The sequence below is a fragment of the Arthrobacter sp. 24S4-2 genome, from assembly GCF_005280255.1.
Classification (GTDB): Bacteria; Actinomycetota; Actinomycetes; order Actinomycetales; family Micrococcaceae; genus Arthrobacter.
Genome location: NZ_CP040018.1, coordinates 3,730,239 through 3,757,092, shown reverse-complemented (window position 1 = coordinate 3,757,092; position 26,854 = coordinate 3,730,239). Strand labels below are relative to the sequence as shown.

Annotated in this window: 20 protein-coding genes; 11 read left to right on the top strand and 9 right to left on the bottom strand. The window is 64.3% G+C overall.

Translation table 11 applies throughout. From position 1 onward, the window contains the following. Positions 1 to 349: 349 nt before the first annotated feature. Positions 350 to 748, top strand: a complete 399-nt coding sequence (locus FCN77_RS17440) for a hypothetical protein (protein WP_175417450.1) — start codon at positions 350 to 352, stop codon at positions 746 to 748. A 7-nt stretch (positions 749 to 755) separates the two neighbouring features. On the opposite strand, the gene FCN77_RS17435 is transcribed toward FCN77_RS17440, so the two are convergent. Next, positions 756 to 4,805: an FtsK/SpoIIIE domain-containing protein gene (locus FCN77_RS17435; protein ID WP_137323284.1), complete on the bottom strand. Its 4,050-nt coding sequence runs from the start codon at positions 4,803 to 4,805 to the stop codon at positions 756 to 758. Between the two features lie 198 nt (positions 4,806 to 5,003). Between FCN77_RS17435 and glf the strand changes: the two genes are divergently transcribed. The 5 genes from glf (at position 5,004) to FCN77_RS17410 (ending at position 11,946) form a co-directional block, all read left to right on the top strand. Beyond that, positions 5,004 to 6,191: a UDP-galactopyranose mutase gene (gene glf / locus FCN77_RS17430; protein WP_137323283.1), complete on the top strand. Its 1,188-nt coding sequence runs from the start codon at positions 5,004 to 5,006 to the stop codon at positions 6,189 to 6,191. Next, positions 6,188 to 8,203 carry a glycosyltransferase gene (locus FCN77_RS17425; protein WP_137323282.1) on the top strand — a complete coding sequence of 672 codons (2,016 nt, stop codon included), beginning with the start codon at positions 6,188 to 6,190 and terminating at the stop codon, positions 8,201 to 8,203. The genes glf and FCN77_RS17425 overlap by 4 nt, the downstream gene beginning before the upstream one ends. Beyond that, positions 8,200 to 9,081: an ABC transporter permease gene (locus FCN77_RS17420; RefSeq protein WP_137323281.1), complete on the top strand. Its 882-nt coding sequence runs from the start codon at positions 8,200 to 8,202 to the stop codon at positions 9,079 to 9,081. Before FCN77_RS17425 ends, FCN77_RS17420 begins: the two co-directional genes overlap by 4 nt. Next, complete coding sequence (locus FCN77_RS17415) at positions 9,082 to 9,807, top strand: ABC transporter ATP-binding protein (RefSeq protein ID WP_137323280.1); 726 nt, start codon at positions 9,082 to 9,084, stop codon at positions 9,805 to 9,807. A 78-nt stretch (positions 9,808 to 9,885) separates the two neighbouring features. Beyond that, a complete protein-coding gene (locus FCN77_RS17410; RefSeq protein ID WP_254678608.1) occupies positions 9,886 to 11,946 on the top strand; it encodes an acyltransferase family protein in 2,061 nt (686 codons plus the stop codon). A gap of 4 nt (positions 11,947 to 11,950) precedes the next feature. On the opposite strand, the gene FCN77_RS17405 is transcribed toward FCN77_RS17410, so the two are convergent. Both FCN77_RS17405 and rfbA read right to left on the bottom strand, forming a co-directional pair. Next, a complete protein-coding gene (locus FCN77_RS17405) occupies positions 11,951 to 13,948 on the bottom strand; it encodes a DUF6541 family protein (protein ID WP_137323278.1) in 1,998 nt (665 codons plus the stop codon). A 56-nt stretch (positions 13,949 to 14,004) separates the two neighbouring features. Continuing rightward, positions 14,005 to 14,868: a glucose-1-phosphate thymidylyltransferase RfbA gene (gene rfbA, locus FCN77_RS17400; RefSeq protein ID WP_137323277.1), complete on the bottom strand. Its 864-nt coding sequence runs from the start codon at positions 14,866 to 14,868 to the stop codon at positions 14,005 to 14,007. An 82-nt stretch (positions 14,869 to 14,950) separates the two neighbouring features. Between rfbA and FCN77_RS17395 the strand changes: the two genes are divergently transcribed. Continuing rightward, entirely contained in the window at positions 14,951 to 16,033 is a 1,083-nt protein-coding gene (locus FCN77_RS17395) for an acyltransferase (RefSeq protein WP_175417298.1), read from the top strand. A gap of 6 nt (positions 16,034 to 16,039) precedes the next feature. Here the strand turns inward: FCN77_RS17395 and FCN77_RS17390 are convergent, their stop codons facing one another. The 6 genes from FCN77_RS17390 to FCN77_RS17365 form a co-directional block, all read right to left on the bottom strand. Further along, on the bottom strand, positions 16,040 to 17,950 hold the full coding sequence (locus FCN77_RS17390) for a hypothetical protein (protein WP_137323275.1): 1,911 nt from the start codon (positions 17,948 to 17,950) through the stop codon (positions 16,040 to 16,042). 251 nt (positions 17,951 to 18,201) lie between these two features. Beyond that, on the bottom strand, positions 18,202 to 19,101 hold the full coding sequence (locus tag FCN77_RS17385; protein ID WP_137323274.1) for a glycosyltransferase: 900 nt from the start codon (positions 19,099 to 19,101) through the stop codon (positions 18,202 to 18,204). Positions 19,102 to 19,113: 12 nt separating this feature from the next. Continuing rightward, entirely contained in the window at positions 19,114 to 20,208 is a 1,095-nt protein-coding gene (locus FCN77_RS17380) for an NAD(P)-dependent oxidoreductase (RefSeq protein ID WP_137323273.1), read from the bottom strand. A gap of 25 nt (positions 20,209 to 20,233) precedes the next feature. After that, positions 20,234 to 21,121, bottom strand: coding sequence for a glycosyltransferase (locus tag FCN77_RS17375; protein ID WP_137323272.1), 888 nt, complete (start codon positions 21,119 to 21,121; stop codon positions 20,234 to 20,236). A gap of 3 nt (positions 21,122 to 21,124) precedes the next feature. Continuing rightward, positions 21,125 to 21,568, bottom strand: a complete 444-nt coding sequence (locus FCN77_RS17370; RefSeq protein WP_137323271.1) for a DUF2304 domain-containing protein — start codon at positions 21,566 to 21,568, stop codon at positions 21,125 to 21,127. 4 nt (positions 21,569 to 21,572) lie between these two features. Next, a complete protein-coding gene (locus FCN77_RS17365; protein WP_043437974.1) occupies positions 21,573 to 22,322 on the bottom strand; it encodes a glycosyltransferase family 2 protein in 750 nt (249 codons plus the stop codon). Between the two features lie 204 nt (positions 22,323 to 22,526). Here FCN77_RS17365 and FCN77_RS17360 point away from each other — a divergent pair, with 204 nt between their 5' ends. From FCN77_RS17360 to FCN77_RS17345, 4 genes are all read left to right on the top strand, one after another. Further along, complete coding sequence (locus tag FCN77_RS17360) at positions 22,527 to 23,297, top strand: glycosyltransferase (protein ID WP_137323270.1); 771 nt, start codon at positions 22,527 to 22,529, stop codon at positions 23,295 to 23,297. A gap of 85 nt (positions 23,298 to 23,382) precedes the next feature. Next, positions 23,383 to 24,381, top strand: a complete 999-nt coding sequence (rfbB, locus tag FCN77_RS17355; RefSeq protein ID WP_137323269.1) for a dTDP-glucose 4,6-dehydratase — start codon at positions 23,383 to 23,385, stop codon at positions 24,379 to 24,381. Between the two features lie 3 nt (positions 24,382 to 24,384). Next, positions 24,385 to 25,809, top strand: coding sequence for a bifunctional dTDP-4-dehydrorhamnose 3,5-epimerase family protein/NAD(P)-dependent oxidoreductase (locus FCN77_RS17350; protein WP_137323268.1), 1,425 nt, complete (start codon positions 24,385 to 24,387; stop codon positions 25,807 to 25,809). 13 nt (positions 25,810 to 25,822) lie between these two features. Then, complete coding sequence (locus FCN77_RS17345) at positions 25,823 to 26,854, top strand: glycosyltransferase (protein WP_137323267.1); 1,032 nt, start codon at positions 25,823 to 25,825, stop codon at positions 26,852 to 26,854.

Sequence of the window (26,854 nt, the reverse complement as noted above, 5' to 3'; positions counted from 1 at the left end):
TGATCAGTCACTCCATTCCTGGGAACTCGTTGAGGGCCTCTTGTGAAAATATTCACTAGAGGCTACATAAGAAAGGGACCCTGCCGGGTCCCCTTGGTCATCTGAATTAAGCGTGTCATGTTAACGCTGTGTAAACAAGGGGTAATCGTCTAAGAAGTGCCTCTTAGGCGTGAGCGATACGTCACATAGGTCGCCAGCGCCCTCCCCGCAAGTCGACTATGTCCGGTAGGGTGCCAGTGTGTCAAGACCCCCCGTGAACCCCCCTGACCCCAGCCACGAGCCCGCCGGACACGGCCCCGCTGAAGGTGCGGGGGCCGATCCTGCCGGCCATGTTTCCTCGGAAGGGCCGGTGGTCCGGCCGCTGGCAATTGTCATCCTGTCGCTGATTGTCGCCGCCGAAGCCGGCGCACTTCTTGTGGCGGCCGGCTGGTATGCCGTCCAACTGACCACGGGAGCACCGGTGCTCTCGTTCTGGGGTGCTGTGTTTACGCTGGTTCTCCTGCTGGCATTTTCGGCATGGCTTTTCGCCGTTGCATACTTTCTCCACCGGGGATTCCGCTGGCCGAGGGCCGGGGCGTTGGTGGCCCAGGTTTTTGTGCTCACCATCGGATTTCCAACGCTTACCGGGGGATATGCGGCCGCAGGTCTGGCCATGCTCCTTCCGGCCGCTGTCGCCGTTGTCCTGCTGTTCCGCAAGAGCGTCATCAGCTACGCATCGCGCGCGGGCGGGGCTCCTCCCGCTCTGTGATCCCGGGTCATGGCGCGGCCGCTAGCTGGATGGGCGCCGCCCGCCCGCCGGAAATGAGGACTGCCCTGCCAGGCGGCGGGTTGGCCTCGACCTCGAACCGAATGCCGAAGAAATCACCGTCCATAGCGGTCCGCGGTCCGATCAGGATCCCGATGCCGTGGCCCCGGGCCGCCGCCGCCAAAGGGGCCCGCTGGAGGAGTGATGGACTGAACGCGGCGGTCATGATCACCGTCCATCCCAGACCGTGCAGGTCCATAAGGCACCGGTTGGCTTCCGGCGACAGCAAATCGGCGTCGTCAACCAGCAGCACTGCATCCTTGTGGAGCCGGCCGGTCCCGGCGGCCGCCAGGGTGCCTGCCCAAAAGCTGCCGGCAGCTTCGTCGGGTCCCGGACTGAGCCACCCGGACACTTCGGGGTTGAGTCCTGGAACGGCCGCAATCAATGAGCTTTTGCCGGAGGCGGGTCCGCCGAGGATCGGCAGGACGCTTCCTGGTGCCAGCCGAACGGCTGCCGGGACGAGCTCGTCCCCGCCGAGGCCGACCACGATTTGGCGGTGCTTGGCGCCGTTCCCGGCGGTGCCGGGTCGCGCTGCTGCGTCGGGTGGACGAAGGGCCCGCGCGAGGACGTCGGACACGCTGACGCGCACAGGCAGGGACTCGACCCTGAACGGCCTGGCTGCTGCTTCCCTCACTCCGGCCGGTCCCGTCACCGCGGTTTCAGGATGCGCGTAGAACTGGGCCACTGACCCGTCACGCGCCGCCAATGCGCCGAAAACAACAGCCCGCCCCGGGGCCCTGGCAACGTCGGGAATCCGTGGCCATGCCAGACGGCTCTCCTCGGTTGAGCCGGTGGGAAAGTAGGCGCGGCTGGGGATGGCTGCGAAGAACCGTGCTGTGACGACTTCCCGGTCACCCGAAATGAGCACGGAGATCTGTGCCCGGGCTCCGTCGCGGATGATGTCCTGGACCAGGTCCTCGGCCCAGATCAGAGGCCCGGCCCGGAAGGCAGAACTCCACGAACCCCAGCCGGTGATCACCAGCACCATCGGAGGCGGCAATTGTGCAGCAGCAGGACCGAGCCGGCGCGACAGTTCGAGGGAGACTCTTTCCAGGATCCGAACAGCCCGACGGAGTTCGTGGAGCCCGGCCACCGCGCCCACCCGCGGCTGGGCCGAGGCCGCGCTGAATGTAGCGCCGGCATCAAGGATGTAAAGGTGCGATTCCACGTCGTGTTCCATCAGTTGCCGCACAGCCAGGGCCACGGCCTCGTCCGTTCCGCTGTCTGTTCCCCCGACAAGGGCCAGATGACCGTGGCCGGATGGCTCCCAGGCCAGGGCGGAAATACGCTGCTGATCCGGCTGGTCAACCCAGCCGAGCCGAACAGACCACGTGCCGGCGGAAAGGCCGTCACCGGTGCAGGGCTCCCCTGGATTGGCCGCGTCGGCAACCGGCGGTTCACCCTCGGCCAGCCGTGGCGTATCAGGGTAGCTGATGGCTGAGGGCAGTGGCATTGCGACCGGGCGGTGCGGGTCAGCACCTCCCATGCTGGCCCACAGTTTTAACAGGGAGTGGACAATGGGCGCCGCGGCCTGCGCCGGCGACAGTGACGGGCCGGAACCTGGATGCCCGCCGGTCCCTGCCGGCGGATTCCGCACGACGTCCTCCGCGAGGCAAATGCCGACGCCGGGAGCGGTCAGTGCGTCGGTGACGCCGGCCAGGGACGAGGCCTGGAACTCCACCGGTTCTTCAGTGCCGCGGGCGAGGAAGGCGCGTCCAGGGTTGGCCACCCCGATGCTGGCAGCAGCCCGTGAGTTGATGATGTCCGCCGATTCCGTCTCGGACTGGACGCGCAACGCAATGCTCGTGGTGACGTTGGCTCGGATGTCGGCGGTGAGGGCGCCTTGGGGGCGTTGTGTGGCCATGATGAGATGGATTCCCAGGGACCGGCCGATGGCAGCGATGCGCATTAGCTCCGACAGGGCTTCAGGAGCGTCCTCGACAAGCATCCGGAACTCGTCAATGATCAGGACCAGGTCGGGGAGCGGAGCTCCCCTGCTACCCGGTGCCGTGCGGTAGCCGGCCAGATCCGGAACCTGGACGGCGGCAAGCAGTTCCTCTCTGCGCCGGACTTCGGCACGCAGCGAAACCAGCGAGCGGTCCAGTTCATGGCGGTTGAGGTCCGTGAGCATACCCACGCAGTGCGGAAGGCCGGTCAACGGGCCAAGACCGGAACCGCCTTTGAAGTCGATAAAGAGAAAGTTGATCCGGTCCGGCGGATAGCAGAGCGCCAGTGCCGCGGTGAGGCTTCGGAGGAGTTCGGACTTCCCGGAACCGGTTGTTCCGGCCACCAGCAGGTGCGGACCGTCCGATTCAAGGTCCAGGATGCGCGGACCTGCCGCTGCCATCCCGATCGGAACAGGCAGGCCGGGACCGCGGCGTCCGCGCAGCCAGCGGACCGAAGCCTCCGCCAGCGGCCCCGGAAAGACATCGGCCAGGGAGCAACTGGGCGGCACAGCCGGCTGGCGGTCCGGGCCGCAGTCGAGCGCCGACGCCGCATCCCTGCAATAGCCATCGAATACCCGCTCCGGCACAAGGTCGGGAAGGAAATCCGCCGCGGAATCCGGTGCCGACAGCCGGGCAGCCTTGCCGCCCAGGTCGATGACCGGCCCAGGTGCCGCGCCGCCGCTTCGGGTGCACTCAATGACATGCCACCCCCGGCTGATCGCGGAGCCGGAAAGGCCGGAGGAGGCGTCAACGCCGTCGATCATTATCATGATTCCCCGCTCAGCGTTACGGTCGATGCCTCGTTGCAGGAGCTCCAGCGTGGTCAGGGGATTTGAGGAAAGGGACACGGACCCGAAGTACCGGGCAGGAAGGGGCAGGGACGAGGGCGACCCATGCACCAGGATCCGCGTCCGCGCGGCTGACGGGTAGCTCGTGAGCTGCATGATGATGAACCTGACGAGGCCGAGGACAGGCTGCAGCGGACCACGGATCACCGTCAGGTCCGCAGGCGGCAGGACGAAGGGGACCTGGCCCAGCGGCGGTGCCTCGAAGTCGGGATCGGCTGGCTCCAGGCTGATGTTGGCCGGCTGTTCAGTGAGGCCCAGCCGGAGCCAGACCTCTTCCGGCGCAGCTGGTCCTCCCTGCCGCGCCGTGGGCACGGCGACCCCGGCGCGGCCTCTGAGGACTATGTCGGCAGCGGACGGCGCGGACCGGCGGCGTCGTTCCCGGTCTCCGTCAACGGCGGCAGCGACTGCCGCCTTTAGGCGGCGCCTCTGGCGGCGGCCTGTCACCACAGGGACGAGGACGGAGACGGCCGAAACCGCCGTGAAGGCCAGGAACATCCACATTCCGGTGACGAGGGCGAGTCCCACACCGATGAGCAGCGGGAGCCCCGCAGTGACGAGGAGGACGGCACGGTTGCCGCTTTCTGCCCTCCGCGGGATCTTCAACGGCTCCGCAACGCTCGATCCGGCAGTCCCCCACTCCTGGGCCCGTCCGGCCGAAGGCGGCCCGAAGACGATGGACATCGTTGAATTCCCGCAACTGATCAGCGAGTCCGTTGACACGGCGGCGCGGCTCACCTTCTTGCCGTCTACGACGGTTCCGTTGGCGCTGCCAAGATCGGCGATGGTGATGGCGGTATCCGTAACGTCCAGCCAGGCATGCTCACGGGAGAGCGCGGCGTCCGGAATGGCAATTTCGGTCCCGCTGCGGCCGATCCGGTACCTGCCGCGCCGCAAGGGAAGCACGGTCCCTGCCGCTGGACCGCTTTGAATTGCGAGCAGCAGCGACGGTGGGCGGTCCGCGGCGCCCGGCGGGGGCTCCCCCTCCCCGTCCACGATGACTGCCCCGGTGACGAGCGGGGGGACGCCGGCAGCCAGCCGGCACAGGGGAGTGCCGCGTACGGTGAGTTCGTCCGCGCCGTATTCACCGGCCAGCGCCTGCTGCACTTCGCCTCCGGGGCAGCCGGGAGCCGCCTCGATGGTGAGTTCGAGCGGGGGTCCGGGCCTGCCCGCATGTGGCCCCCGGACCAGGGTGCAGTGGATCTTCATTAGGTGGAGTCCGTTCGGACGACGGCGGTTTCTGCCCAAGCTACGCCGCGGGGCGAGGGCGCTGCACCGCCCTTACCCGGCTATGTGGATAACCCCGGGCCGCGCCCCGGATTCACTGGTGCCGCCATTGTCTCGGGTAGGCTAGAGCAGCAGCCATTGCACAACATTGGCCTGCCCGCATTCGAATCAGGAGATTTTGTGACCGCTGACCTCGTCATCGTAGGGTCGGGCTTTTTCGGCCTGACAATCGCAGAACAGGCCGCCACCGAGCTGGGCTTGAAGGTCGTTGTCCTCGACCGCCGCCACCATATCGGCGGCAATGCCTACAGCGAAAAGGAAGAGCAAACCGGCATCGAAGTGCACCGCTACGGTGCCCACCTGTTCCACACGTCCAACGAACGCGTCTGGGAGTACGTCAACCGGTTCACGACGTTCACGAACTATGTGCACAAGGTCTACGGCGTCCACAAGGGCGAGGTGTACTCCCTGCCGATCAACCTGGCCACGATCAACCAGTTCTTCCGCGCCAACCTGACCCCGGGACAGGCGCAGGCCCTCATCCAGGAGCAGGCCGGCGAGCTCGCGGGCACCGATCCCCAGAACCTCAACGACAAGGGCATCCAGCTCATTGGGCGCCCTCTCTACGAGGCCTTTATCAAGCACTACACCGGCAAGCAGTGGCAGACGGATCCGAAGGACCTGCCGGCAAGCATCATTTCCCGGCTCCCGGTGCGCTACAACTACGACAACCGCTACTTCAACGACAAGTACGAGGGACTGCCGACCAACGGCTACACCGCGTGGATCGAAAAGATGGCGGAGCACCCGAACATCGAGGTCCGGCTCAACTCGGACTTCTTCGATGAGTCGCACGAATACAGCAAGGAAAAAGTCGTCGGAAACATCCCGGTGATCTACACCGGCCCTGTGGACCGTTATTTCGACTTCTCGGAAGGCGATCTGTCCTGGCGGACCATCGACTTCGAGGAGGAAGTCCTCGACGTCGGCGACTTCCAGGGAACGTCAGTGGTCAACTACAACGACGACGAAGTCCCCTACACGCGCATCATCGAACCGCGCCATTTCCACCCGGAGCGGGAGTACCAGACCGAGAAGACCGTCATCATGCGGGAGTTCTCCCGTGCTGCGGTGAAGGGCGACGAACCCTACTACCCGATCAACACGGCGGCCGACCGGGAACGCCTGCTCAAGTACCGCGACCTGGCAGCCGCCGAGAGCGACGTCCTCTTCGGCGGACGGCTGGGAACGTACAAGTACCTCGACATGCACATGGCGATCGGCTCTGCCCTCACCATGTTTGACAACCAAATCCGGCCGCATTTTGAGGGTGGAGCAAAGCTTGAAAGCGGAGGTGTAGACGCATGAGTGTCTCAACCGAAAGCCCGAAGGGCACCGACAGCCTGAACTCCAGCGAACAGCGCTGGGACACGCTCCAGCGCGTCATCCTGCCGAGCGCCAGCCAAATGGACACGGTGCCGCTGTACATGGACATGGGAACCGCCACCGGCATCCAGCTCCCCACCGTCGGCGACCGCGACGGAAAGGCCAGCAAGCCGCAGGCCTTCAGCAGCCCGACGAAGGAAGCCCACGTTGAGGACTTCCTGTCCCGTTTCTCGACGTCGGTCCGGTCCGGGGAGCGCGTCTCCTTCGGCAGCTACTTCAACGCTTTTCCGGCCAGCTACTGGCGCCGGTGGACCACCGTTGAGAACGTCCGCCTGCATGTGCGCACGCAGGGAACCGGATCGGTCATCGTCTACAAGTCGAATGCGCGCGGCTCGCTGCAGCGCGTGGACACCCGCAGGGTGGAGGGAATTTCGGAGAACTTCTTCGAACTGTCCCTGGCACCGTTCGGCGACGGCGGCTGGTACTGGTTCGATCTCGTGGCAGGCTCTGAACCGCTCGTCATGCTGGACGCGGAATGGCAGGGGCTGGCGGCCGAGAGCCAGCCCGGTTCGGTGACGCTCCAGATCACTACCCTGAACAAGACCGACTTCTGCCTCAACAACCTGCGGCTCCTGGCTGAGAACGGCGAGGCGCTGGAGCACGTCCAGGAAGTCCTGATCGTTGACCAGGGATCCCAGAAGGTTGCGGATGCGGAAGGCTTCGAGGAGGTCCGGGATTCCCTGCAGGGGAAACTGCGGATTATCAACCAGTCCAACCTTGGCGGCTCCGGAGGGTTTGCCCGGGGGATGTTCGAGGCTGTGGAGAATGGCAGCGATTACGTCCTGCTGATGGATGACGACGTCGTCGTCGAGCCTGAAAGCATTATCCGGCTGCTGACCTTCGCCGACCGCTGCAAGACTCCGTCCATTGTGGGCGGACACATGTTCGATCTGTACAACCGGACCGTCCTGCACACGTTCGGCGAAATCGTGAACCCCTACCGGTTCCAGCCGGCGCTGCCAAGCGAAGAGATGATCCTCGGACATGACTTCATGTCCTCGAACCTCCGCCAGACGTCCTGGTTGCACCGCCGCTGCGATGTGGACTACAACGGCTGGTGGATGTGCCTGATCCCGACGAAGGTGATTCGCGAAATCGGGCTCTCCCTTCCACTGTTCATCAAGTGGGACGATTCCGAATACGGACTGCGGGCCAAGGCCCACGGCTTCCCCACGGTCTCCCTGCCGGGTTCTGCTGTCTGGCACGTCTCCTGGATCGACAAGGACGACCTTGTCGGCTGGCAGGCTTACTTCCACGCCCGTAACCGGGTGGTTGCGGCCCTCCTGCACAGCCCGTACGAACACGGCGGCCGCGTTGTCCGCGAATCCCAGTACATCGACGTCAAGCACCTGGTGTCGATGCAGTACGCCACTGCGCACGGCCGCGGATGGGCACTTGAGGACATCCTGAAGGGTCCGGAGGCGTTGCGGGACCTGCTCCCGTCCAAGCTGCCCCAGATCCGGGAAATGATGTCCGGATACTCGGATTCCGTGTTTCGCCCCGATCCGGACGAGTTCCCTGCCCCGAAAATGGACAAGCCTCCGCGCCGGGGGCACGGGATCGCACAGCCGTCCAAGATTTCGCTCCTTCCCTGGGCAGCCAAGACCGTGCTCCGGCAGCTTGCGTCCCCGGTCAGCGGATCGAGCGCCGAGCGGCCGCAGGCGACCGTGGCCCACCAGGACAACCGCTGGTGGCGGATGGCCCAGTACGACAGTGCCGTGGTGTCCAACGCAGAGGGTACGGGCGCCTCCTGGTACCGGCGCGATCCGAAGCAGCTCCGGAAGATGCTGGCCGAAAGCGCACGCCTGCACGCAGAGCTCCTTAAGGGCTGGCCGGAACTCAGCCGGAAGTACAAGGCTGCAATGAACGACCTCACGTCGATTGAGTCCTGGAGGAAGACGTTCGAGCAGCACACTCAGAACGAGGTCAAGTGAGCGGGATCAGTCCCGGGGAACTAACCACGCCCGGATTGGGCGGCGGCCTGCGCGATCTTCGACAGTCAAGCTTTCTGCTGAAACTGTTGGTGCGGAAGGAACTCAAGGTCCGCTACCGTGGTTCCGTTCTTGGACTCCTGTGGTCCTACGTGAAGCCCGGTGTGCAGTTCATTGTCTTCTATGTGGCACTTGGTGTGTTCCTCGGACTGGAGCGCAGTCCGAGGAACCCCGACGGCCTGTCCAACTACGCCGTTTACCTGTTTTCGGGCATCGTCCTGATCAATTTCTTCTCCGAGGCGTTGGGCAACGCGGCCAGGTCGATAGTCAACAACGGCAACCTGATCAAAAAGATCTACCTTCCCCGCGAACTGTTCCCGGTAGCGTCCGTGTGGGTTTCCGCTGTCCATTTCTTCCCGCAACTGGTGGTGCTGGTGGCCGGCTGCCTTTTCGCGGGATGGCATCCGGACCTCTTCCAGCTTCTTGCCGCCGTCGCCGGGTTCGTGATTGTCGGCTTGCTGGCAACCGGGCTGGGGCTGCTCTTCGGCGCTGCCAACGTCTACTTCCGGGACTCCGAAAACCTGGTGGACATGCTGTTGATGGTGGCCACCTGGGCTTCGCCGGTTATGTACGCGTGGACCATGGTTGAACAGAAGCTTGGGGCGGCGACCTTCGCCGTCTACCAGGCAAACCCGGTGACTATCGGCGTCGAACTCTTCCACTATGCCTTCTGGTTCCCGACTACGGACGGATCCGCGGCCGTGCCTCCGAATCTGTTCAGCCTCTGGACACCGGTGGGGCTGGCTATTGCCCTGTTGGTCCTGGTCCTGGGCCAATTCACCTTTCGGCGGCTCGAGGGCCGCTTCGCGCAGGAGCTGTGAGTGGTCAACGCAATCGAAGTTTCTGACATCAGCAAGCAGTTCGTGCTGCGTCATACCAGGTCCATCAAGGAGGCCGTGGTCTGGCTCGCCAAGGGCCGGAAGGGTGACCTGTCGGAGAAATTCCACGCCTTGAAGAATGTCTCGGTGGAGGTGGAGACAGGTGAAACTGTTGCCCTCCTGGGACTGAACGGATCCGGCAAATCCACGCTGCTGAAGCACATTTCAGGTGTGATGCTGCCGGACTCCGGCACGGTGCGGACACGGGGCCGAGTCGCGGGGCTGATCGAAGTGGGTGCGGGTTTCCACCCGGATCTTTCCGGCCGCGACAACGTGTTCCTCAACGGCGCCATCCTGGGCATGACCGAACAACAGGTCAACGACCGCTTCGACGACATCGTGGAGTTTTCTGAGATCGGCCAGTTCATCGACACCGAGGTGAAGTTTTACTCCTCGGGCATGTACCTGAGGCTGGCCTTCTCCGTTGCCGTCCACACGGATCCTGAAGTGTTCCTGATTGACGAGATTCTCGCCGTCGGAGACGAGCCGTTCCAGCGGAAATGCATCGACAAGATCCAGGAACTGGCGCGGAACGGCAAGACGCTCGTGGTGGTCAGCCATGACCTTGACCTCGTGTCGCGCATCTGTGCACGGGGAATCCTGCTGGAACACGGAAATGTGTTGTTCGACGGGCCGATTCACGACGCAGTGGCGATGCTGCGGTCCTAGCGGCATACCTCCCGGTCCTGCGGGAGAGAACGTCCAGCAACGGAGCGGACAACTATCGCTCTCGACCGGAAGGTAGTTGTGTCATCTTTGCCTGCGCCTCGGCGCGACATCCAAGGCCTCCGGACGGTGGCCGTGGGGCTGGTCATCATTTACCACATCTGGCCGCAAGTACTGCCGGGCGGCTTTATCGGCGTGGACGTTTTCTTTGTCATCTCGGGTTTCCTGATCGTCGGATCGCTCGTCCGCGAAGTCGAGGCCACTGGGCGGATCTCCGTACGGACCTTTTATGCAAAACGGATCAGGCGGCTGCTCCCGGCGGCCAGCCTGGTCCTGCTGGCAACCCTTACGGCGATGGTCCTCCTGCTCCCGCAAGGCCGGTGGCAGTCAGTCTCCTTCGACGTGGTCATGGCGGCCCTGCAGGTCCAAAACTGGAACCAGGCCTTCGGCTCCGGCAGCTACGAAGGAGCCACCGCCCTCGTATCGCCTGTCCAGCACTATTGGTCGCTGGCCGTCGAGGAGCAGTTCTACCTTGTGGTGCCGCTGTGCCTGCTGGCCGCGGCCGCCTGGGCCCGAAAGTCCGGCCTGCCCAGGAAGACGGCCTGTCTCTACCTGATCACTGCACTGTCAGCCGTGTCATTCGTGCACAGCATCGCCTTCTCGGCAGCCGACCATGACGTCGCGTACTTCGCCACAACCACACGCGTCTGGGAACTCGGCCTCGGCGGCATCCTGGCACTTACCGCGCCACGGTTGCAGCCCGGGGAGCGGACGGGCCGGCTCCTGGGGTGGGCCGGGCTGGCGGCGGTCTTCTGGTGCGCCTTCACCTTCTCCACGTCCATGGATTTTCCTGGCTATGTGGCGCTGATTCCCGTCACGGCAACAGTCCTGGTGCTGGCGGCGGGCACCGAACCGAAAAAGACGCACGACGCCGGGCGCTTCAGCGCGTCGTCGATGCTCGCTATCGGCCCGGTCAAGTACCTCGGGGACATCTCGTACTCCCTTTACCTGTGGCACTGGCCTGTGGTCGTCTTCTACGTCTTCCGCCTGGGCAGGGCGCCCAGCTTCCTTCATGGGTCCGTGATAGCACTCATCAGCCTGGCCGCGGCGATTGCCTCCTACTACCTCGTCGAACAAAGATTCCGGCATCCGTCCGGGCGCCCCGCAGACGGCCCCAGCGGCCGGTCCCGCCACCGCGGCGCGTTTGTCCTGGCATCCGGACTGGTGGCTGCAACCTTCCTGGCCGCGGCGGCGCCATGGGGAATCGTTGAAGCCAAATCCCAGGAGCTGGACGGTGCCCTTAATATTCGCCAGTACCCGGGCGCGATGGCGCTCGACCGGGACCGGCCGGCGGCCGTGCCCTCCGGGCTCGCGCTGCGGCCGGACCCGGCAGTGGCGATGAAGGATGTGCCACTGACGGGCGGCAACGAGTGCGGCGCGTTCGATCCGTCGACCATGGGCGATGAGGCGTGCCGCTACGGCCGCCCGGATGCGGAGCGGACCATGATGGTTGTGGGAGACTCGCATGCGGCCCAGCTGGTCGACCCACTGCTGCTGGTGGGGGAGCAGGCCGGCTGGAACGTACAGGCCATGGTCCGGAACGGCTGCCCTTTTTCAGCCGCACCGCCCGAATCCGCGGACACGGTCTTCCACAACTGCCCCAACCAGAACCGGGTATCGCTGGAGCGGATCCTGCACCGAAAGCCTGATCTTGTGGTGGTGTCCGGAATGACGCCTTCAGGATACCGGCGCGCCCTGCAGTGGGGGTGGAAGGATCCGGAGTCGCTCGTGTCCGGGTATGTGGCCATGCTCAAGCCGCTTCGGGACGCCGGCATCAGGGTCGCCGTCGTGATGGATATTCCCTATCCCGACTTTTCGGCACCGGACTGCGTCCAGTCGAACGGTCCGGCTTCGGAGGCCTGCACGGTGCAGCAGCGCTCCGAGGACCGTCCGGAGGATCCGTTGGCCGCAGCTGCCGCAAGGGTGCCCGGCGTGGAGGTCATCGACCTCTACCCCTACTTCTGCGCCCATGGGGCCTGCCCGTCGGTCGTTGGCAATGTGCTGGTCTATCGGGACAACCACATGACCAACAGTTTCGCCCGGACACTCGCCTCGCCGCTGGCCAGGATGCTCCGCCTCTAAGGAGTCAGCGGCAGGCGGTCACTTCAAACAGCTTGGCGTCCCCGTGGCGGGCGAGCAGTTCAAAGCCCGGCGTGGCATCAGGGATCTGCAATCCAACAAAGCCGTGGTTTCCGCCGTGCACTTCCCGCGTTCCAAAGTCGAGTACATAACGGACGTTGTCGGCACGTGCGGCGGGGCAGACAGAAGGATCCGTGCTGGCCTCCCGGAATTTGTCGTTCAGTAGCTCCGTGGCCTTCGTGTACGTCGTGAGCGTGTGCTTGGACGTCGTGTTGCGGTCGGCAATGGCGAAGGCCATTGCCCCTCCGGTCCAGGGGTTTACGGCGATGGTGGCATCAGCCGGGACAAGACTGTCCAGCTCCTCGATCAGGGCCATCTCGTCGGAACTGACCAGAGCGGAGTCTGGAGTGGTCGAATAGTTGACCTTCGCAGACTGGATGGAAGCGGACAGGGGCATTGTCTGGGCTACCAGGATCGCGGCGAGGATCACCAGCGGAACAACAGCGGGCACCATGACGCGTGATTTCCGGAGCCCCTCCGGGAGGAACCTCACCGAGCCACGGTGCGTCACCCAGACACGCTGGATTTTACCGACAAGCCAGCCGGTACCTGCAGCTGCCAGGGGGACGGCGGCGACAGGCAGAAGCGCCGCCAGGCGGTAACTGTCGTTGTACCAGACACCTGTCAGCGTATTGCGCAGCCAGCCGTTCGGTCCGGCGGAGACCACAATGAACAGGGCCGCGATGACGGTGAAAGAGCCGAGCAGCCAAATACGCTTGTGGCGGCGGCACAGGACCACCACACCGGCAATCAGCAGGATGCTAACCGCCCAGGCCGGGGGACGATGCATGGCGGAGTTGGTAATGATCTCACCGACAGCCTGGCCTGGAGTCTGGAAAGGCAGCCAGGTTGCCGCCTCTGCGGGCGGACGAATGTACTTCCACATCACCGCAACAACGCCGAGAATGCCCAGCAAACCGGTGCCCATGAGGAGGGTACCTTTGTGGCCGCGGCCGTTCCTGTACCTGGCCAGCGAGAACCCGACGAAGGAGACCACCAGGATGGGAATCGAGAGCGCCAGGAGGGACATGAGCCCGTTCGGATGGGCAATCGCAACGCCAATTGCGGCCACCGGAGCCAGAATGAAGCGGGCCATGCCCATTGGTCCCGGTGCGTCGCTGACGCCAAAGAACATGCTGACACATGCCAGGGAAGCCGGGATCAGGCTGACGGAAAGAAAGTTCGGGTACAGCACGCCAAAGTCCAGCAGCAGCAGCGGGAAGGACCCAAAGCCGGCAGCCAGGACTCCCGCGGCGGCCACGGCGTAGGCGTTCGGTCCGATAACCGTCCGGGCCAGGAACATGCATCCGGCGGTCCAGACAGCGGCCGCAATGCAGATGTTCAGAATGTTCACGGCAACGCTGATCTGGGCGCCGGTCACCTGCACCAGGAGGGACGCCAGTCCGTGCCACGCGGCAGGGTAGAAGTAGGGCGGGCTGTCTCCGCTGGTCATGGTGGACAGGGTCAGCGATGACGCGTTGCCGGAGTCCAGGATGTACCGGACGGCATTGAGGTGAAAAACGTTATCGAACGTCTGGGAGATGTTCTCCGGCCTGCCGAACGCCTGGTGGAGCTGCAAGGCGATGGCCATGGAACCTGCGAGGAAGCCCACCGCAGCCACCACGTCCGCCTTCGCCGGCTTGCGAAGGGCCCACCGCGCCCGGGGCGAAGCGCCCGAGCCGGCGCGGCGCTGCCGGAGCAGTCGCACGCCAAACAGCAGGCCAGCCGTCAGGAGGGTGGATGCCAGAACCGGAAGGGGGGACCAGCGGATACCCAGATACGGCGCCGCGATGGCCGTGACTGCTACGAGGCTGACGGTGAGGACCGGGGCGACAGCCAGGTACGACCACCGCCGCAGACCGAGCGCGGCAAGGAGCAGAGTGCCCGGGGCGAACAGCAGAACCAGGCACGCCAGAACGACGGGCGCGGTAGAAAACCAACTCATTGAGACTCCACTCGAAAATACGACGGCGGTAGTCCCGCCAGCTGGCCGGAGATGCCCTAGTTCTCCAAGAGACCCAGAAGGTAGCTTCCGTAGCCGCTCTTGACCAGAGGTTCTGCACGTTCGCGGAGTTCGTTGTCGGACAGGAAACCCTGGCGCCAGGCGATTTCTTCGGGGGCCCCGATCTTCAACCCCTGGCGGTTTTCCACCGTACGGATGAAGTTCGAGGCGTCGCTGAGGTCGTTGAACGTTCCGGTGTCCAGCCACGCGGTGCCGCGGGGGAGGATCTCCACCTGGAGATCCCCGCGCTGCAGGTAGGCGCGGTTCACATCGGTGATCTCGAGCTCCCCGCGCGGGGAGGGCTTGAGGTTCCGGGCAATGTCGATGACGTCGTTGTCATAGAAATACAGCCCGGGCACGGCGTAGTGGCTACGCGGCTTTTCAGGCTTCTCCTCGAGCGAGAGGGCTTTGCCGTCGTCGTCGAACTCAACCACACCGTAGGCCTTCGGATCATTCACCCAGTAACCGAAGACAGCACCACCCTTGATGTCCGCATGGCGACGGAGTTGGGTGCCCATACCCTGGCCGTAGAAGATGTTGTCGCCAAGGACCAGGGCCACCGTTTCGTCGCCGATGTGGTCCGCGCCGAGGATAAACGCCTGCGCCAGGCCGTCCGGAGAAGGCTGCTGCACGTATGTGAGGTTGATGCCGAACTGCGACCCGTCGCCGAGCAGCCGTTTGAACTGATCTGCGTCGTGGGGAGTGGTGATGATGAGAATGTCGCGAATGCCAGCGAGAATGAGCGTGGAGAGCGGATAGTAGATCATCGGCTTGTCGTAAACAGGGACGAGCTGCTTGCTGATGCCAAGAGTAATCGGGTGCAGCCGGGACCCAGTTCCGCCGGCCAAAATAATTCCACGCATGCCCCCATCCTCCCGTACCGAAGGCTGAGACACCAAACGCTGTAGAATGGACCGTCTGCCGACACCCAAAGGAAGCAAAGGTTTGAGCACTCTCACTCTGAAACCCAAGGCCGTACCGGCGCCCCAGCTGGGGCGGGCGCTCGACCCCAGGGGAAACAGCCTCAACCTTATCCGGCTGGTTCTCGCGTTCGCGGTGCTGTTCGCGCACAGCTGGCACATCGTCGGTGCCGGTAATGGACCGACCTTCAAGGGCGAGAACCTGGGAGGGTGGGCCGTCGCAGGGTTCTTCGGCATCAGTGGCTACCTGATCACGGCCAGCAGGTTCAGTAACCGGATCGGCCCCTATCTCGTTCACCGGGTTGCCAGGATCTTCCCGGCCTTTATCGTGTGCCTTGCCGTGATGGCGTTTGTGTTCGCTCCGATCGCCTATTTTGTTCAGCGCGGCAACCTGCTGGGGTTCATGTCCACGCCAACCACGCCGCTGAACTCGGTTTTCGCGAACCTGTCCCTTCGGATTGTCAGCTACGACATCGCGGGCACGCCTGCAGGGGTACCGTATCCGGGCGCCTGGAACGGTTCCCTATGGACGCTGTATTTCGAGTTCATGTGCTACCTGCTGGTGGCCTTCCTTGGTTTCCTGCCGATCGTCAAGAAGACTCCGTGGCCGGTCATTGCCGCGTTTGCAGTCAGCGTTGTCCTGTGGGCGAACGTTGGATTCCTCAAGCCGTACATGCAGTCCAACCTGGACTTTGAACTGGCGGTCCGGCTGATCCCGTATTTCCTGGGCGGCGCTGTGGTTCAGGTGCTCAGCTCACGTCTTGGCATCCATAGGGTGGCCGGGCCGGTGGCTGTCGCCATCGCCGCCGCGCTGATCCTGTGGGTTCCCGGGTTCGGAGGCCAACTCGCGGCGCCGTTCATTGCCTACGGGCTGCTGTGGATTTCCACCTGGCTGCCGCAGCCTGGCCTTGTCGCAAAGAATGACATCTCCTACGGAGCGTACATTTACGCGTTTCCCGTCCAGCAGCTTCTGGCGGTCTTCGGCGCCTACCACTGGGGAGTCTGGTGGTTCACCATCATTGCGACCCTGTGCACCATTCCGCTGGCGGCCGCCAGCTGGCTGTTCATTGAACGGCCCGTAATGCGGCGGGCGAAGAAGAGTGTCTAACGCTTCCTAGGCCGCGCCGAGGCGTAGGAGCCGTCCTTCGAGTCCCTGTTCCGCCAGCCGCTGCCGGACCGGTTCGTAGAGTTCCGGGTCGACGATCACGGTGAGAGCCGGATCCTCCGCAAGGAGGCGGGCAATGATTTCGGGGGCGCGGCTGTAATTCTTGTAGATTTCGCCGATGGCCGGGCTCAGGGCTGTGGTCTTCGACGTGGAGCGTCCGCGCATGGTCCAGTGCCACCGGGCGGCGAGTACTCTGTCCATCGTGCCCTGGGCCACGATGTAGACGGAGTCTTCAGGTTGCGGCTGACGTGCAGCGGCCAGGAGCCGCGCAACGTACTCCGGCGCTGCTTTCAGCCGGGCCGCTTGCTTTTCCATTTCGGTGACTGCCCGGGCTGTTGGCGGAAGGCCGGCGTCGGCCAGGCCTGTCACCGAGAAACCGAAGAACTGGGTTGCTGCCAAAGCGAGGACGCAAAGGGCCACGGTCAGGCCCCTGCCGTTTCCTGCAATGACCCTGCTTGCAGAACGCGGTGGCAGGATCGAGGCTACGGCGGCCACGGCGACTGGCCACGAGAAGAGCACCACCGCAATCAAGTACTTGTAGAAGTAGTAGGAAACGGCGCCGTTGCTGGCGCTTTGCGAGACAGCGAGCCAGAGGCAGAGTCCGATGGGAACGAAGAGCCCAAACGATGCCAATGCAGTTCCGCGCCGCTCGGCTCCGAGTGAGGCGTTGGCCGCGGGCACCGCGGTGTTGGCGAAGCCGAGGGCTACCACAAGGGCGATGACGGCGAGGGCAATCCCGAAGTCGGGAAGTTCAATCCCTCCGGTGAGACCGAGGATCTGCTGACTCTGTTGGACCAGCGGGGACAGTTGGATTACCGGCAGCAGCACCCCGGCGGCGGTGAATGCCGCGACGACGGCCGCCGTCCTCCACCAGGCCGGGGCATAGCCTCCAGGTCGCCGAAGAACATGCCAGAACCTTCCTATGCAGACCACGGCAACGAGGCTGATCAGCAGGACCCAGTTATTGGCGATACCGACGAGTCCAGCGCCCACGCCAGCCAGTCCCCAGAGCGGGATCCGGCGGCCAAAGTTCAGAAGCGCCAGCACGGTGGCAGTCGCCAGGCCACATGCTAAGTAGAAGTTGGCAAAGCCGTCGTATACGGGCAGCGAACCCGGACCGAAGATCCAGGCGCTTGCGGCCACGGCGATGACCGGAGCCATCGCCGTCGGCCGCCGACGGACCGCGGGCAGGGCACAGAGCCCGGCAGTGACCAGCACAACCGTCAGGACACAAACAACTGCCTGGAGGTTGACGTAGGAGACCAACTCGGCGTCCAACGCGGTGTGATCCGGTCGGATCAGGTCCGCAAGCGTTGCAAGCAGGGCATGGAACCCCTGGGGATACTCGGAGAATCCCCAGGTGCCGCCGGAGGAGGGGAGGGCCGTGGTCGGTATGACCCCGCCGTGACTGCGGATCATGAAATAGATGTTGAAGTGCGACTGGTAATCCCACTTGCCTGTCATGAGCGACAAGGCATCCAGGGGCGACCTCACCGCCAGCATTGTCCCGAGTGAGCTGGCGGCGAGTCCTCCGGCCAGGAACGGGACCGCGTCGATCCATTCCGCCTTCGGCATCAGGCGCCGGAGCCTGGGCACTCCAGGCCTGGCCGAGAGAACCCACCACGAAAGAATTCCGGCGGACAGGGCCATAAGCAGCGTGCCGTGGTCGGTCCCGAGGATTCGCTCCGGTACCCACCAGGTCAGCGGCGCGAATCCCATCGCCAGCAGGCCGTTCAGGAGCAGCCGCAAAGAGAGGTACCGCGCTGTTGGAAGGAGCAGCACCAGTCCGGCGGCAAAACACAGGCCCAGGATTCCGTCCAGCACGCCGTTCAAGCGGAGGACGACGACCAACGATGTCATTGCGATAAACGCAGCGGGTCCGCGTAGCGACCGGAGGGTCTTGCCCCGCTTAGCGAATGCGCTCTTCCCGTATGCTCGGGCAGAGCGACGTGGAGAAGGCGAAACCTGCTTCAACTCTGTGCTCACTGACCTGTCCCCAATCGTATTTCTGCCGCGGTTCCCCGTACCACCAAATGCAGCGAACGACCGAGCCGGACGGCAACCAGTCGAGCTCCCAATTCAACACTCCCGCTTGAGCGCTCCCGCTAAATTTAGCTGATGCGGCGCTTGCCGGCCCGTCCTGCGAGGCCGTCGGCAATCCCGGCGGCGGCGGAGGCCAGGCGTTCGAACCGGTGCGGGGCCAGCAACGTCACAATGGCCAGGTGCCGGTAGTCGGCCAGGAAGCCCTTGACAGCCCACCACCGGTGGAGGCGTCCGTATTTCCTGGCAAGGAGAATCCGGTTCCTGAACAGGTAGTAGTAGCGCCAGGACGCTGCGGTCCGCACCTTTACCTGCCTGCCCAGGAACGCCAGGTCCGCGCCGAAGATGCGCGCCGGCGTCATACTTCCCAGGGAGTGGTCCAGAGCCGCCTTCGGCGCGATGACGGTCTTGAACCCGGCTGACTGGCAACGCAGGAAATACTCGGTATCGACTCCGTCGATGAACAGATCGCTTTGGAGTGTCCCCAGTTCCTCAATGACGGCAACGGGTAGAAGCAGTCCCGACTGGATCGGCTCGCCCCCCAGTTGCACGCCGTTCACGACGCCGGCCCGCCGCGTCGGAAGCCCCCTGATGGAGGCCGGCGCGACCATGCCGACCCTGACTCCGGCCTGTTCAGCGGCCAGTGCCGCTTCCTCCAGCGCGGCGATGTAGCCGCCGTCGAGCAGGCTGTCCTGATCCATGGTGAGGATAAAGGAGGGCCGGTTCCCGGACGCCAGCGCCACCGCTATCCCGGCGTTGAGCGCGGCAGCGATCCCCGAGTTCTCCGGGAGCCGCTCGACGGTGCAGCCCAGGTCCTGGAGTTGGCGCAGTACCGGCCCGGGGTCCTGGGGACTGCCGTCGTCGACAACCACCACGCGGCTGACCTGGGCCAGCAGCACAGCGGCGTTGGCCAGGACGTGCTCGTCGGCATTGAACAGGCTGACAACCGCAGTGGTTGCGTTGGACGTCATTCGCTCGTCGGATCAGGCAGGCTTGACGTCTGGCTGCGCGTCAATCCACGTGGCCAGCCGGTCGATTCCCTGGGCGAGGTTGTACTGTGGCGTCCAGCCCAGCACCTTTTCGGCCTCCGTGATGTCAGCCCATGCGTGCCGCACATCGCCCTGCCTGTACTGGCCGGTCACGTGCGATTCCGGGGCGTTATAGTGCTCAGCAATCAGCTTTGCGGCCGTGCCGATGGTCTGGAACTCACCCGATCCGATATCCATCGGTTCGCCCTGGACCGTGGGGGAAACAGCGCCGGCAACGATGGCAGACGCCACGTCGTCAATCAGGATGAAATCGCGGCGCACTTCGCCGTCCTCGTACAGCGGGATGGACTTGCCGCCCATGGCCATCCGGCAGAAGAGGCTCATGATGCCCGTGTACGGGTTGATCAGGGACTGGCCCGGACCGTACACGTTCTGCAGGCGGAGGATCACAGTCTCCACGCCGTAGGACTTGGCCCATGCCTGCAGGACGTGTTCCTGGGCGAGCTTCGTGGCACCGTAGACGCTCACCGGCGCCGGGAACGTCTCGGATGCCTTCATGGCCACCGGCGAGGCGCCGGGGAAATCCCACTGGGCCTTGTCGAGGGTTTCGCTCGTCCGCTGGCCCGGGTAGAAGACCCGTCCGTCGGCGTTTTTCCAGGCGCCTTCGCCGTACACCGCGCGGCTTGAGGACAAGACAATCCGGCGGGGCAGCTTGCCGTGCCGGTTGAGGCCGTCCAGGAGCTGGGAGGTTCCGACGACGTTGACGTGCGCGTGCCGGGTGGACTCTTCCAGGGACTGGCCGGTTCCGGTTTCGGCGGCCAGGTGGATGACGACGTCGGGGGTGACGTCCTGGAGGACGGTGTCCCACGTCTTCGCTTCAGTCACGTCCGCAACAACCAATTCGGCAGCGGGGTTCAGCTGCTCGGGACGCTCTCCGGTGGCATGGATCTGCGGGTGGAGATTATCGACGACAACCACGCGGTCGAACTCGCTGACCAGTGCGTCGGAGATGGCACAGCCGATGAAGCCGGCGCCGCCCGTGACCAGGACGGTGCCTCCGGGACGGGCGGAAGTTGAAGAGGAAGTCACTTGGGACCTTTCGTAGCGAACGGCGTTACTTGCCGAAGGTGTGGCGGACCAGGGCCTTGACGGCAGAGGAGTTCTTGCTGAGCATTGCCTTGGGCAGCAGGGATGCCGCGTGTGCACGCGACGTGAACCTCAGCCGTGCTGACCGGGCGGCCCTGCTCCATCCCAGGTCCTCTGCCTGTGCGGCGGCAACGGCGAAGTACTCGCGTTCTCCGGCGAATCGGGAGCCGTCGACGAGCTTGGTGGACGAGGCGCTGTTGGAGTGCCTGCGGTACTGGAAGCAGACGGCTGGCTCGATCAGGAGCTGGTCACCGTTGTAGATCATGTCCATGATCAGGGCGAGGTCCTGGATGATGGGGAACCCGTCCCGGAAGTCCACCTGGCGGATCTTGTCAGTCCGGAAGGCCAGCGACGGCCAGTAGAGCCAGTCTCCGTGCATCAGGTTGGAGGCGATCGCCTCGCCGGAGACCAGCTGGCGTCCGCCGCCCCGGGGCTTGATCAGCTTCTGCTTGACGGTGTCCACCAGGGTGACCACCACCTGGCCGGCCTCGTCGATGACCTGGACCCCGGGCTGGATCAAGGCAGCGCCGGGGTACCGCTTGTGGGCATCAAGGATGGTGGAGACGTAATTCGGCAGCAGGACGTCATCGCAGCCGAGGATCACCAGGACTTCCTCGGTGGCCATGGCCACGCAGGTCCGGTAGTTCTCGGTGATTCCCGCGTTCTGTTCCTTACGGACGTACTTGATGCGCGGATCCCTGATCCCGGCCATGAAGTCGTTGATCTCCTGGCCCGGGTAGGCGTCGTCGACGACGGTGAGGAGCCAGTCATCGCTGTCCTGGGCCAGGACACTGTTGACTGTTTCCTTCATGTAGTCCGGATCGCCCCAGTAGGGAATGAAAATATCCAGCGGCATGTGTTAATCCGAACCTTTGTGTTGTGTGTCGGGCTTCGCCGCATGGGGTCCGGCGGTGTCGGGGGTCGTTGCCAGCGAGCCGGCCGGCGACGGTGAGTCGTTGCCGGGCGGGGCGCTGAGAGCCTCAACCTGGACCCGCAGGATTGCCACTTCCTCGGCGAGGGTACGTGTCTCGTCTTCGACGACGGAGATTTCCCATGAGAGGTGGAGGCACACGCCAAGCAGCATGAGGATGCTCATGGCGAAGAGCAGGTTGGAGGGCAGTTGGACGCCGACGAACTCCGCCACGATGTTGAGCAGCCGGGGGAAGGCAGCCAAGACAAGCGTGGCGACGCCGACGATCAGCCAGAGGGCGGCGTACTTTTCCCGGAGTTTCTTCCGGCGGAGCATTTCGACAACCAGGCCAACGATGGCTAGGGCGAGCAGGAAGGCAGCAACGTTTCCCATGCTTTTAGGCTCCTGATGCTTGCGGAGCTGGTACGGCCAGGTGGGACCGTTTCCGGGTCAGGGCAAACAACAGGGCAAACACCGATCTTCCGAGGTATATGGCGGCTTTGGCCGGATTGTGGCTGGGCTTTCCGCCCTGCCGGGCACGCATTTCGACGGGCACCTGCGTAACAGTGCACCCGGAGCGGATGGCCACCACGAGGGAGTCGATGGTGTCACCCAGGTATTCGGCCGGATAGTGGTCAAGGTATTGGTCCACGGCGCGCACGTTGGCGGCGCGGAACCCGCTGGTCACGTCGGTAAGGCGGGTTTTGGCCAACCCGGAAATAACCTTTGCCAGCAGCTGCATGGCCCATTTCCGCGGGCCCGTGACCTTGTAGTCCCCGCGGTCCGCGAAGCGCGCGCCGATTGAGATGTCGGCATGGGCAAGTCCTGCGAGGACTTCGTCTATGCTCCGCGGATCGTGCTGGCCGTCGGAATCCACCTGGATCACCTGGCGGTAGCCGCAGCGGCGTGCGTACTTGAAGCCCGCCCGCATAGCGCCGCCCACGCCAAGGTTAAAGGGCAGATTCAGCACTGTTGCCCCAGCCTCGGCGGCAACGGCGGCAGTGTTGTCGGTGGACCCGTCGTTGACGACGAGGACGTCGTACCGGGAGTCTGTGTTCAGTACTTCCCGCACGGTATTACCGACGGCTTCCGATTCATTCCAGGCAGGCATGATCACCAGAACGCGCGGATTGGGGGTGGATTCCATGGTGTCCAAACTATATCAATTCCATGATTCGGGTCGGCGGCGACGCAGCCGCGCGGCGCGGAGGGGCACCGCGAGGTTCGGTGCGGTCGGCGCTGAGCGTCGCCGCGGGGCGGTTGGCCAGGGCGGACAGCCTAAGATGGGACGGGCCCTCCGGACGTCAGCCGGCGAGCCCCGGAACTATCTCGCGCAGGCGGAAGGACCAGATTGAAAACCGATCCCACGGGCGCTCCGGGCCCCACAGGCGGCAGGGAAACCAGGGCCAGTGTCTGCCTCGCCAGCTACCGCGGCGGGCGCTATATAAAGGAACAGCTCGAGTCCATCCTCACCCAGCTGGGCCCGGACGATGAGCTGGTGATCGTAGACGACGCCTCACCGGACAACACTGTCGAGCAGATCAGGACCTTCCAAGACGGACGGATCCGGCTGATAGAGGCGGCTGTGAACCAGGGGTACGTAAGGTCATTCGAACAGGCCGCCCTTGCCGCAAAGGGAGAGTACATTCTGCTCGCCGACCAGGATGATGTCTGGGTGCCGGGCCGGCTTGAGCTGATGATTGGTGCCCTGCAGGCATCAAGGGTGGTGGCCACCAACTTCGACGTGCTTGGAGGCGGCCCCCGTCCGAACATCCCGCGGCTCCGGGACAAGGACAGCCGGCGGCATGCCGCAAACATCCTCGGCATCCTCGTGGGATACCGGGCTTATTACGGCTGCGGCATGGGCTTCCGGCGCGACATGCTGCCCGTATTCACGCCCGTTCCCCGCTACCTGGACGAGTCCCACGATCTGTGGCTCGCCATTTGCGGGAACCTGGCGGGCTCCATGCGGCACCTGGACGAGTCAACACTAATGCGCAGGATCCACGATGACAACGCGACGCCGAGGAGCTGGCGTTCATTGTCCGTGATCCTCCGTGCCCGCATCATGCTGCTCCGCTGCATAGCACAGGCATGGCGACGTCTTCGGCGGCCTTCCTGACCACGGCCTTCTGAACAAGGCCCTCCTCATGGGAACCGGGATGGCTCAAATTAGAACGGCGTGCCTCAACCGGTAAGCTGGCTGAATGCAGAAACTCCTTGTCACCGGCGGCGCCGGCTTCATCGGTTCCAATTTTGTCCACTACGTCCTCGAGAACACCGAGGACCACGTCACTGTCCTGGACAAGCTGACGTACGCAGGCAACCTGGAATCCCTGAGCGGGCTCCCGGAGGAGCGTTTCCGGTTCGTGCAGGGTGATATCTGCGACGCCGCACTGGTCGACACGCTCGTGGCCGACGCCGACGTGGTGGTGCATTACGCCGCGGAATCGCACAATGACAACTCCCTGCATGATTCCCGCCCGTTCCTGGACACGAACATCATCGGCACGTACACGCTGATCGAGGCTGCCCGGAAGCACGACAGGCGTTTCCACCACATCTCCACCGATGAGGTCTACGGCGACCTGGAACTCGATGACCCGGAGCGGTTCAGCGAGTCCACCCCGTACAACCCGTCCAGCCCGTATTCCTCCACGAAGGCCGGCTCGGACCTGCTGGTCCGCGCCTGGGTGCGTTCCTTCGGGCTGCAGGCCACCATCAGCAACTGCTCGAACAACTACGGCCCGTACCAGCACGTGGAGAAATTCATTCCGCGCCAGATCACCAACGTGATCGACGGGATCCGGCCCAAGCTCTACGGCAAGGGCGAGAACGTCCGCGACTGGATCCACGCCAACGACCACTCCTCGGCCGTGCTGGCCATCATCGCCAAGGGAAAGATCGGCGAGACCTACCTGATCGGCGCCGACGGCGAGAAGAACAACAAGGACGTCGTCGAGCTGATCCTCAAGCACATGGGCCAGTCCCCGGACGCGTACGACCACGTGGTGGACCGCCCCGGCCACGACCTGCGTTACGCCATCGACTCCGCCAAGCTTCGCGACGAGCTCGGCTGGGAACCGAAGTTCTCCAACTTCGACGCCGGCATCGAGGACACCATCGCCTGGTACCGCGACAACGAAAACTGGTGGCGGCCGCAGAAGGCCCAGACCGAAGCCAAGTACAAGGAACAGGGCCAGTAGACGATGTCGATCGAGTTCTCCAAGAAGCTGACCGCGCACGAAACCCCGATCCCCGGCGTCGTCCTCTACGACCTTCCGGTCCACGGTGACAACCGTGGCTGGTTCAAGGAAAACTGGCAGCGGGAAAAGATGGTGGCCCTGGGGCTGCCGGATTTCCGCCCCGTGCAGAACAACATCTCGTTCAACGAGAAGGCGGGCACCACCCGCGGGATCCATGCTGAACCGTGGGACAAGTTCATCTCGATCGCCACAGGCAAGATCTTCGGCGCCTGGGTGGACCTGCGCGAAGGCCCTTCCTTCGGCGCTGTCTTCACCGCCGAACTCGATCCGAGCCAGGCAATCTTCATTCCCCGCGGCGTGGGCAACGCCTTCCAGACGTTGGAAGACAACACGGCCTACACCTACCTCGTCAACGACCACTGGTCGGCAGATGCACAGGGTCAGTACACCTTCCTGAACCTCGCGGACGAAACGGCCGGAATTTCGTGGCCTGTCCCGCTCGAGGAGGCAGAGCTTTCCGACAAGGACAAGGCCCACCCGCGTATCGCGGACGTTGTGCCGATGCCGTCGAAGAAGATCCTCGTGGTCGGTGCCGACGGACAGTTGGGCAAGGCACTGCGGGAATTGTACGACGGCGACGCGGCCGTCGAGTTCGCCGGCCGTGCCGGGTTCGACCTGGCCAGCGAAGCCTCCTTCGCGGAGCGGAACTGGAAGAACTACTCGACGATCATCAACGCCGCCGCGTACACGGCCGTCGACACTGCGGAAACAGCGGAGGGCCGCGCAGCCGCCTGGGCGGTCAACGTTGCCGCGGTGTCCCGGCTGGCCCGGACCGCCGTCGAGCATGACCTCACACTGGTGCAGGTTTCCTCGGACTACGTCTTCGACGGCGTCCGCGAGAGCCACGATGAGGGTGAACCGTTCACGCCGCTGGGTGTGTACGGTCAGACTAAAGCAGCCGGCGACGCCGTCGTCAGCGTCGTTCCCCGCCACTACATCGTCCGGACCAGCTGGGTCATCGGAGAAGGCAACAACTTCGTCCGCACCATGGCATCCCTCGCCGGCCGCGGCATCGAGCCAGCTGTCGTCAATGACCAGATCGGCCGGCTCAGCTTCACCGAGGACATCGCGGCAGGAATCCAGCACCTGCTGGAATCCGGCGCGGAGTACGGCACCTATAACCTCAGCAACGACGGCGAGCCGCAGTCCTGGGCGGACATCGCCGCGGACGTGTACGAGCTTTCGGGCCGGCCGAGGTCCGCCGTCACCGGTGTGAGCACCGAAGAGTACTTCAAGGGCAAGGCTGCCGCGCCGCGGCCGTTGAACAGCGTTCTGGACCTGGGCAAGGTCAAGAACTCGGGCTTCAAACCGCGGCCGGCCCGGGACGTGCTGGAAGCGTATCTCGGACAGCGGACGGCAGCGGAATAGGGCGGACCGACCCATGCAGTACGACTCCAGTACGTTCGGCGTGGTGGCCCTGGCGGCGTACCAACCGAACTGGGAGCTCTTCCGGGCCCAGCTGAGATCAATCCAGAACCAGACGCACGCGCATTTCCAGTGCCTCATCTCGGCCGATGGCGGTTTCGCCGACGTCCGCGACTTCGTGACCAGGGAACTTGGCGGCGACGAACGGTTCCGCGTGATCGGGTTTGAGGAGAGGCTGGGGTTCTACGGCAACTTCGAACGCGTCCTTGAGCATGTTCCCGCCGATGCGAAGTGGGTGGCACTGTCGGACCAGGATGACTCCTGGTACCCGTCGAAGCTTGAAACGCTTGTGCCCCACCTGGCGGACGTCAGCCTGGTGGCGGCGCAGGCGCGTGTCGTCAGGCTTCCCGGCAACGAGGTGGTGACGGCATCGACGCAGCGGAAGAACGTTCCGTTGGATGCCTTGCTGGCCCAGAACCAGGTGACCGGGAGTTTGTGCGTTTTCAGGCGTGAACTGCTGGACCTGGCTCTTCCCTTCCCGCGGCTGAACACCATCTCGCAGGTGCATGACCACTGGCTGGCTGTCTGCGCCAAAGCCACCGGCGGTGCCCTCGTGGTCGACGACATCGTCCAGGACTACGTGCAGCACGGCGGCAACGTCCTCGGCGAGGTCGGGGGCAGGAAGAGCCTCGCGAAGTCTTTTGAGCACGTGACCGCCCTGTCCCGGAAATTCCAGGGCAGCAGCAGTCCGCTCGCCATGCTCAGGACTGCCAATGACCTGAGCTTCGGCTGGCGCCGCGTCATGGCGGATGCCCTACGGACACGTGTAGCAGCGGGCACTCCCGGCCTGGACGGCGGGGTGGCCGCGTTTGAAACAGGCCACGGCTGGATACCCACCTCCCGTGCGCTGGTGACAGGGCTGCGCAGCGGCGACATTGCTTTGCCGTGTTTCGTGGAATTTATCGCCGGCGTTCCGGTTGAACTCTTCTCACGCGGCGGAACGAGTCATAAAGGGTCCTCCAATAACCGGTCAAGCCCAGTCTCTTAA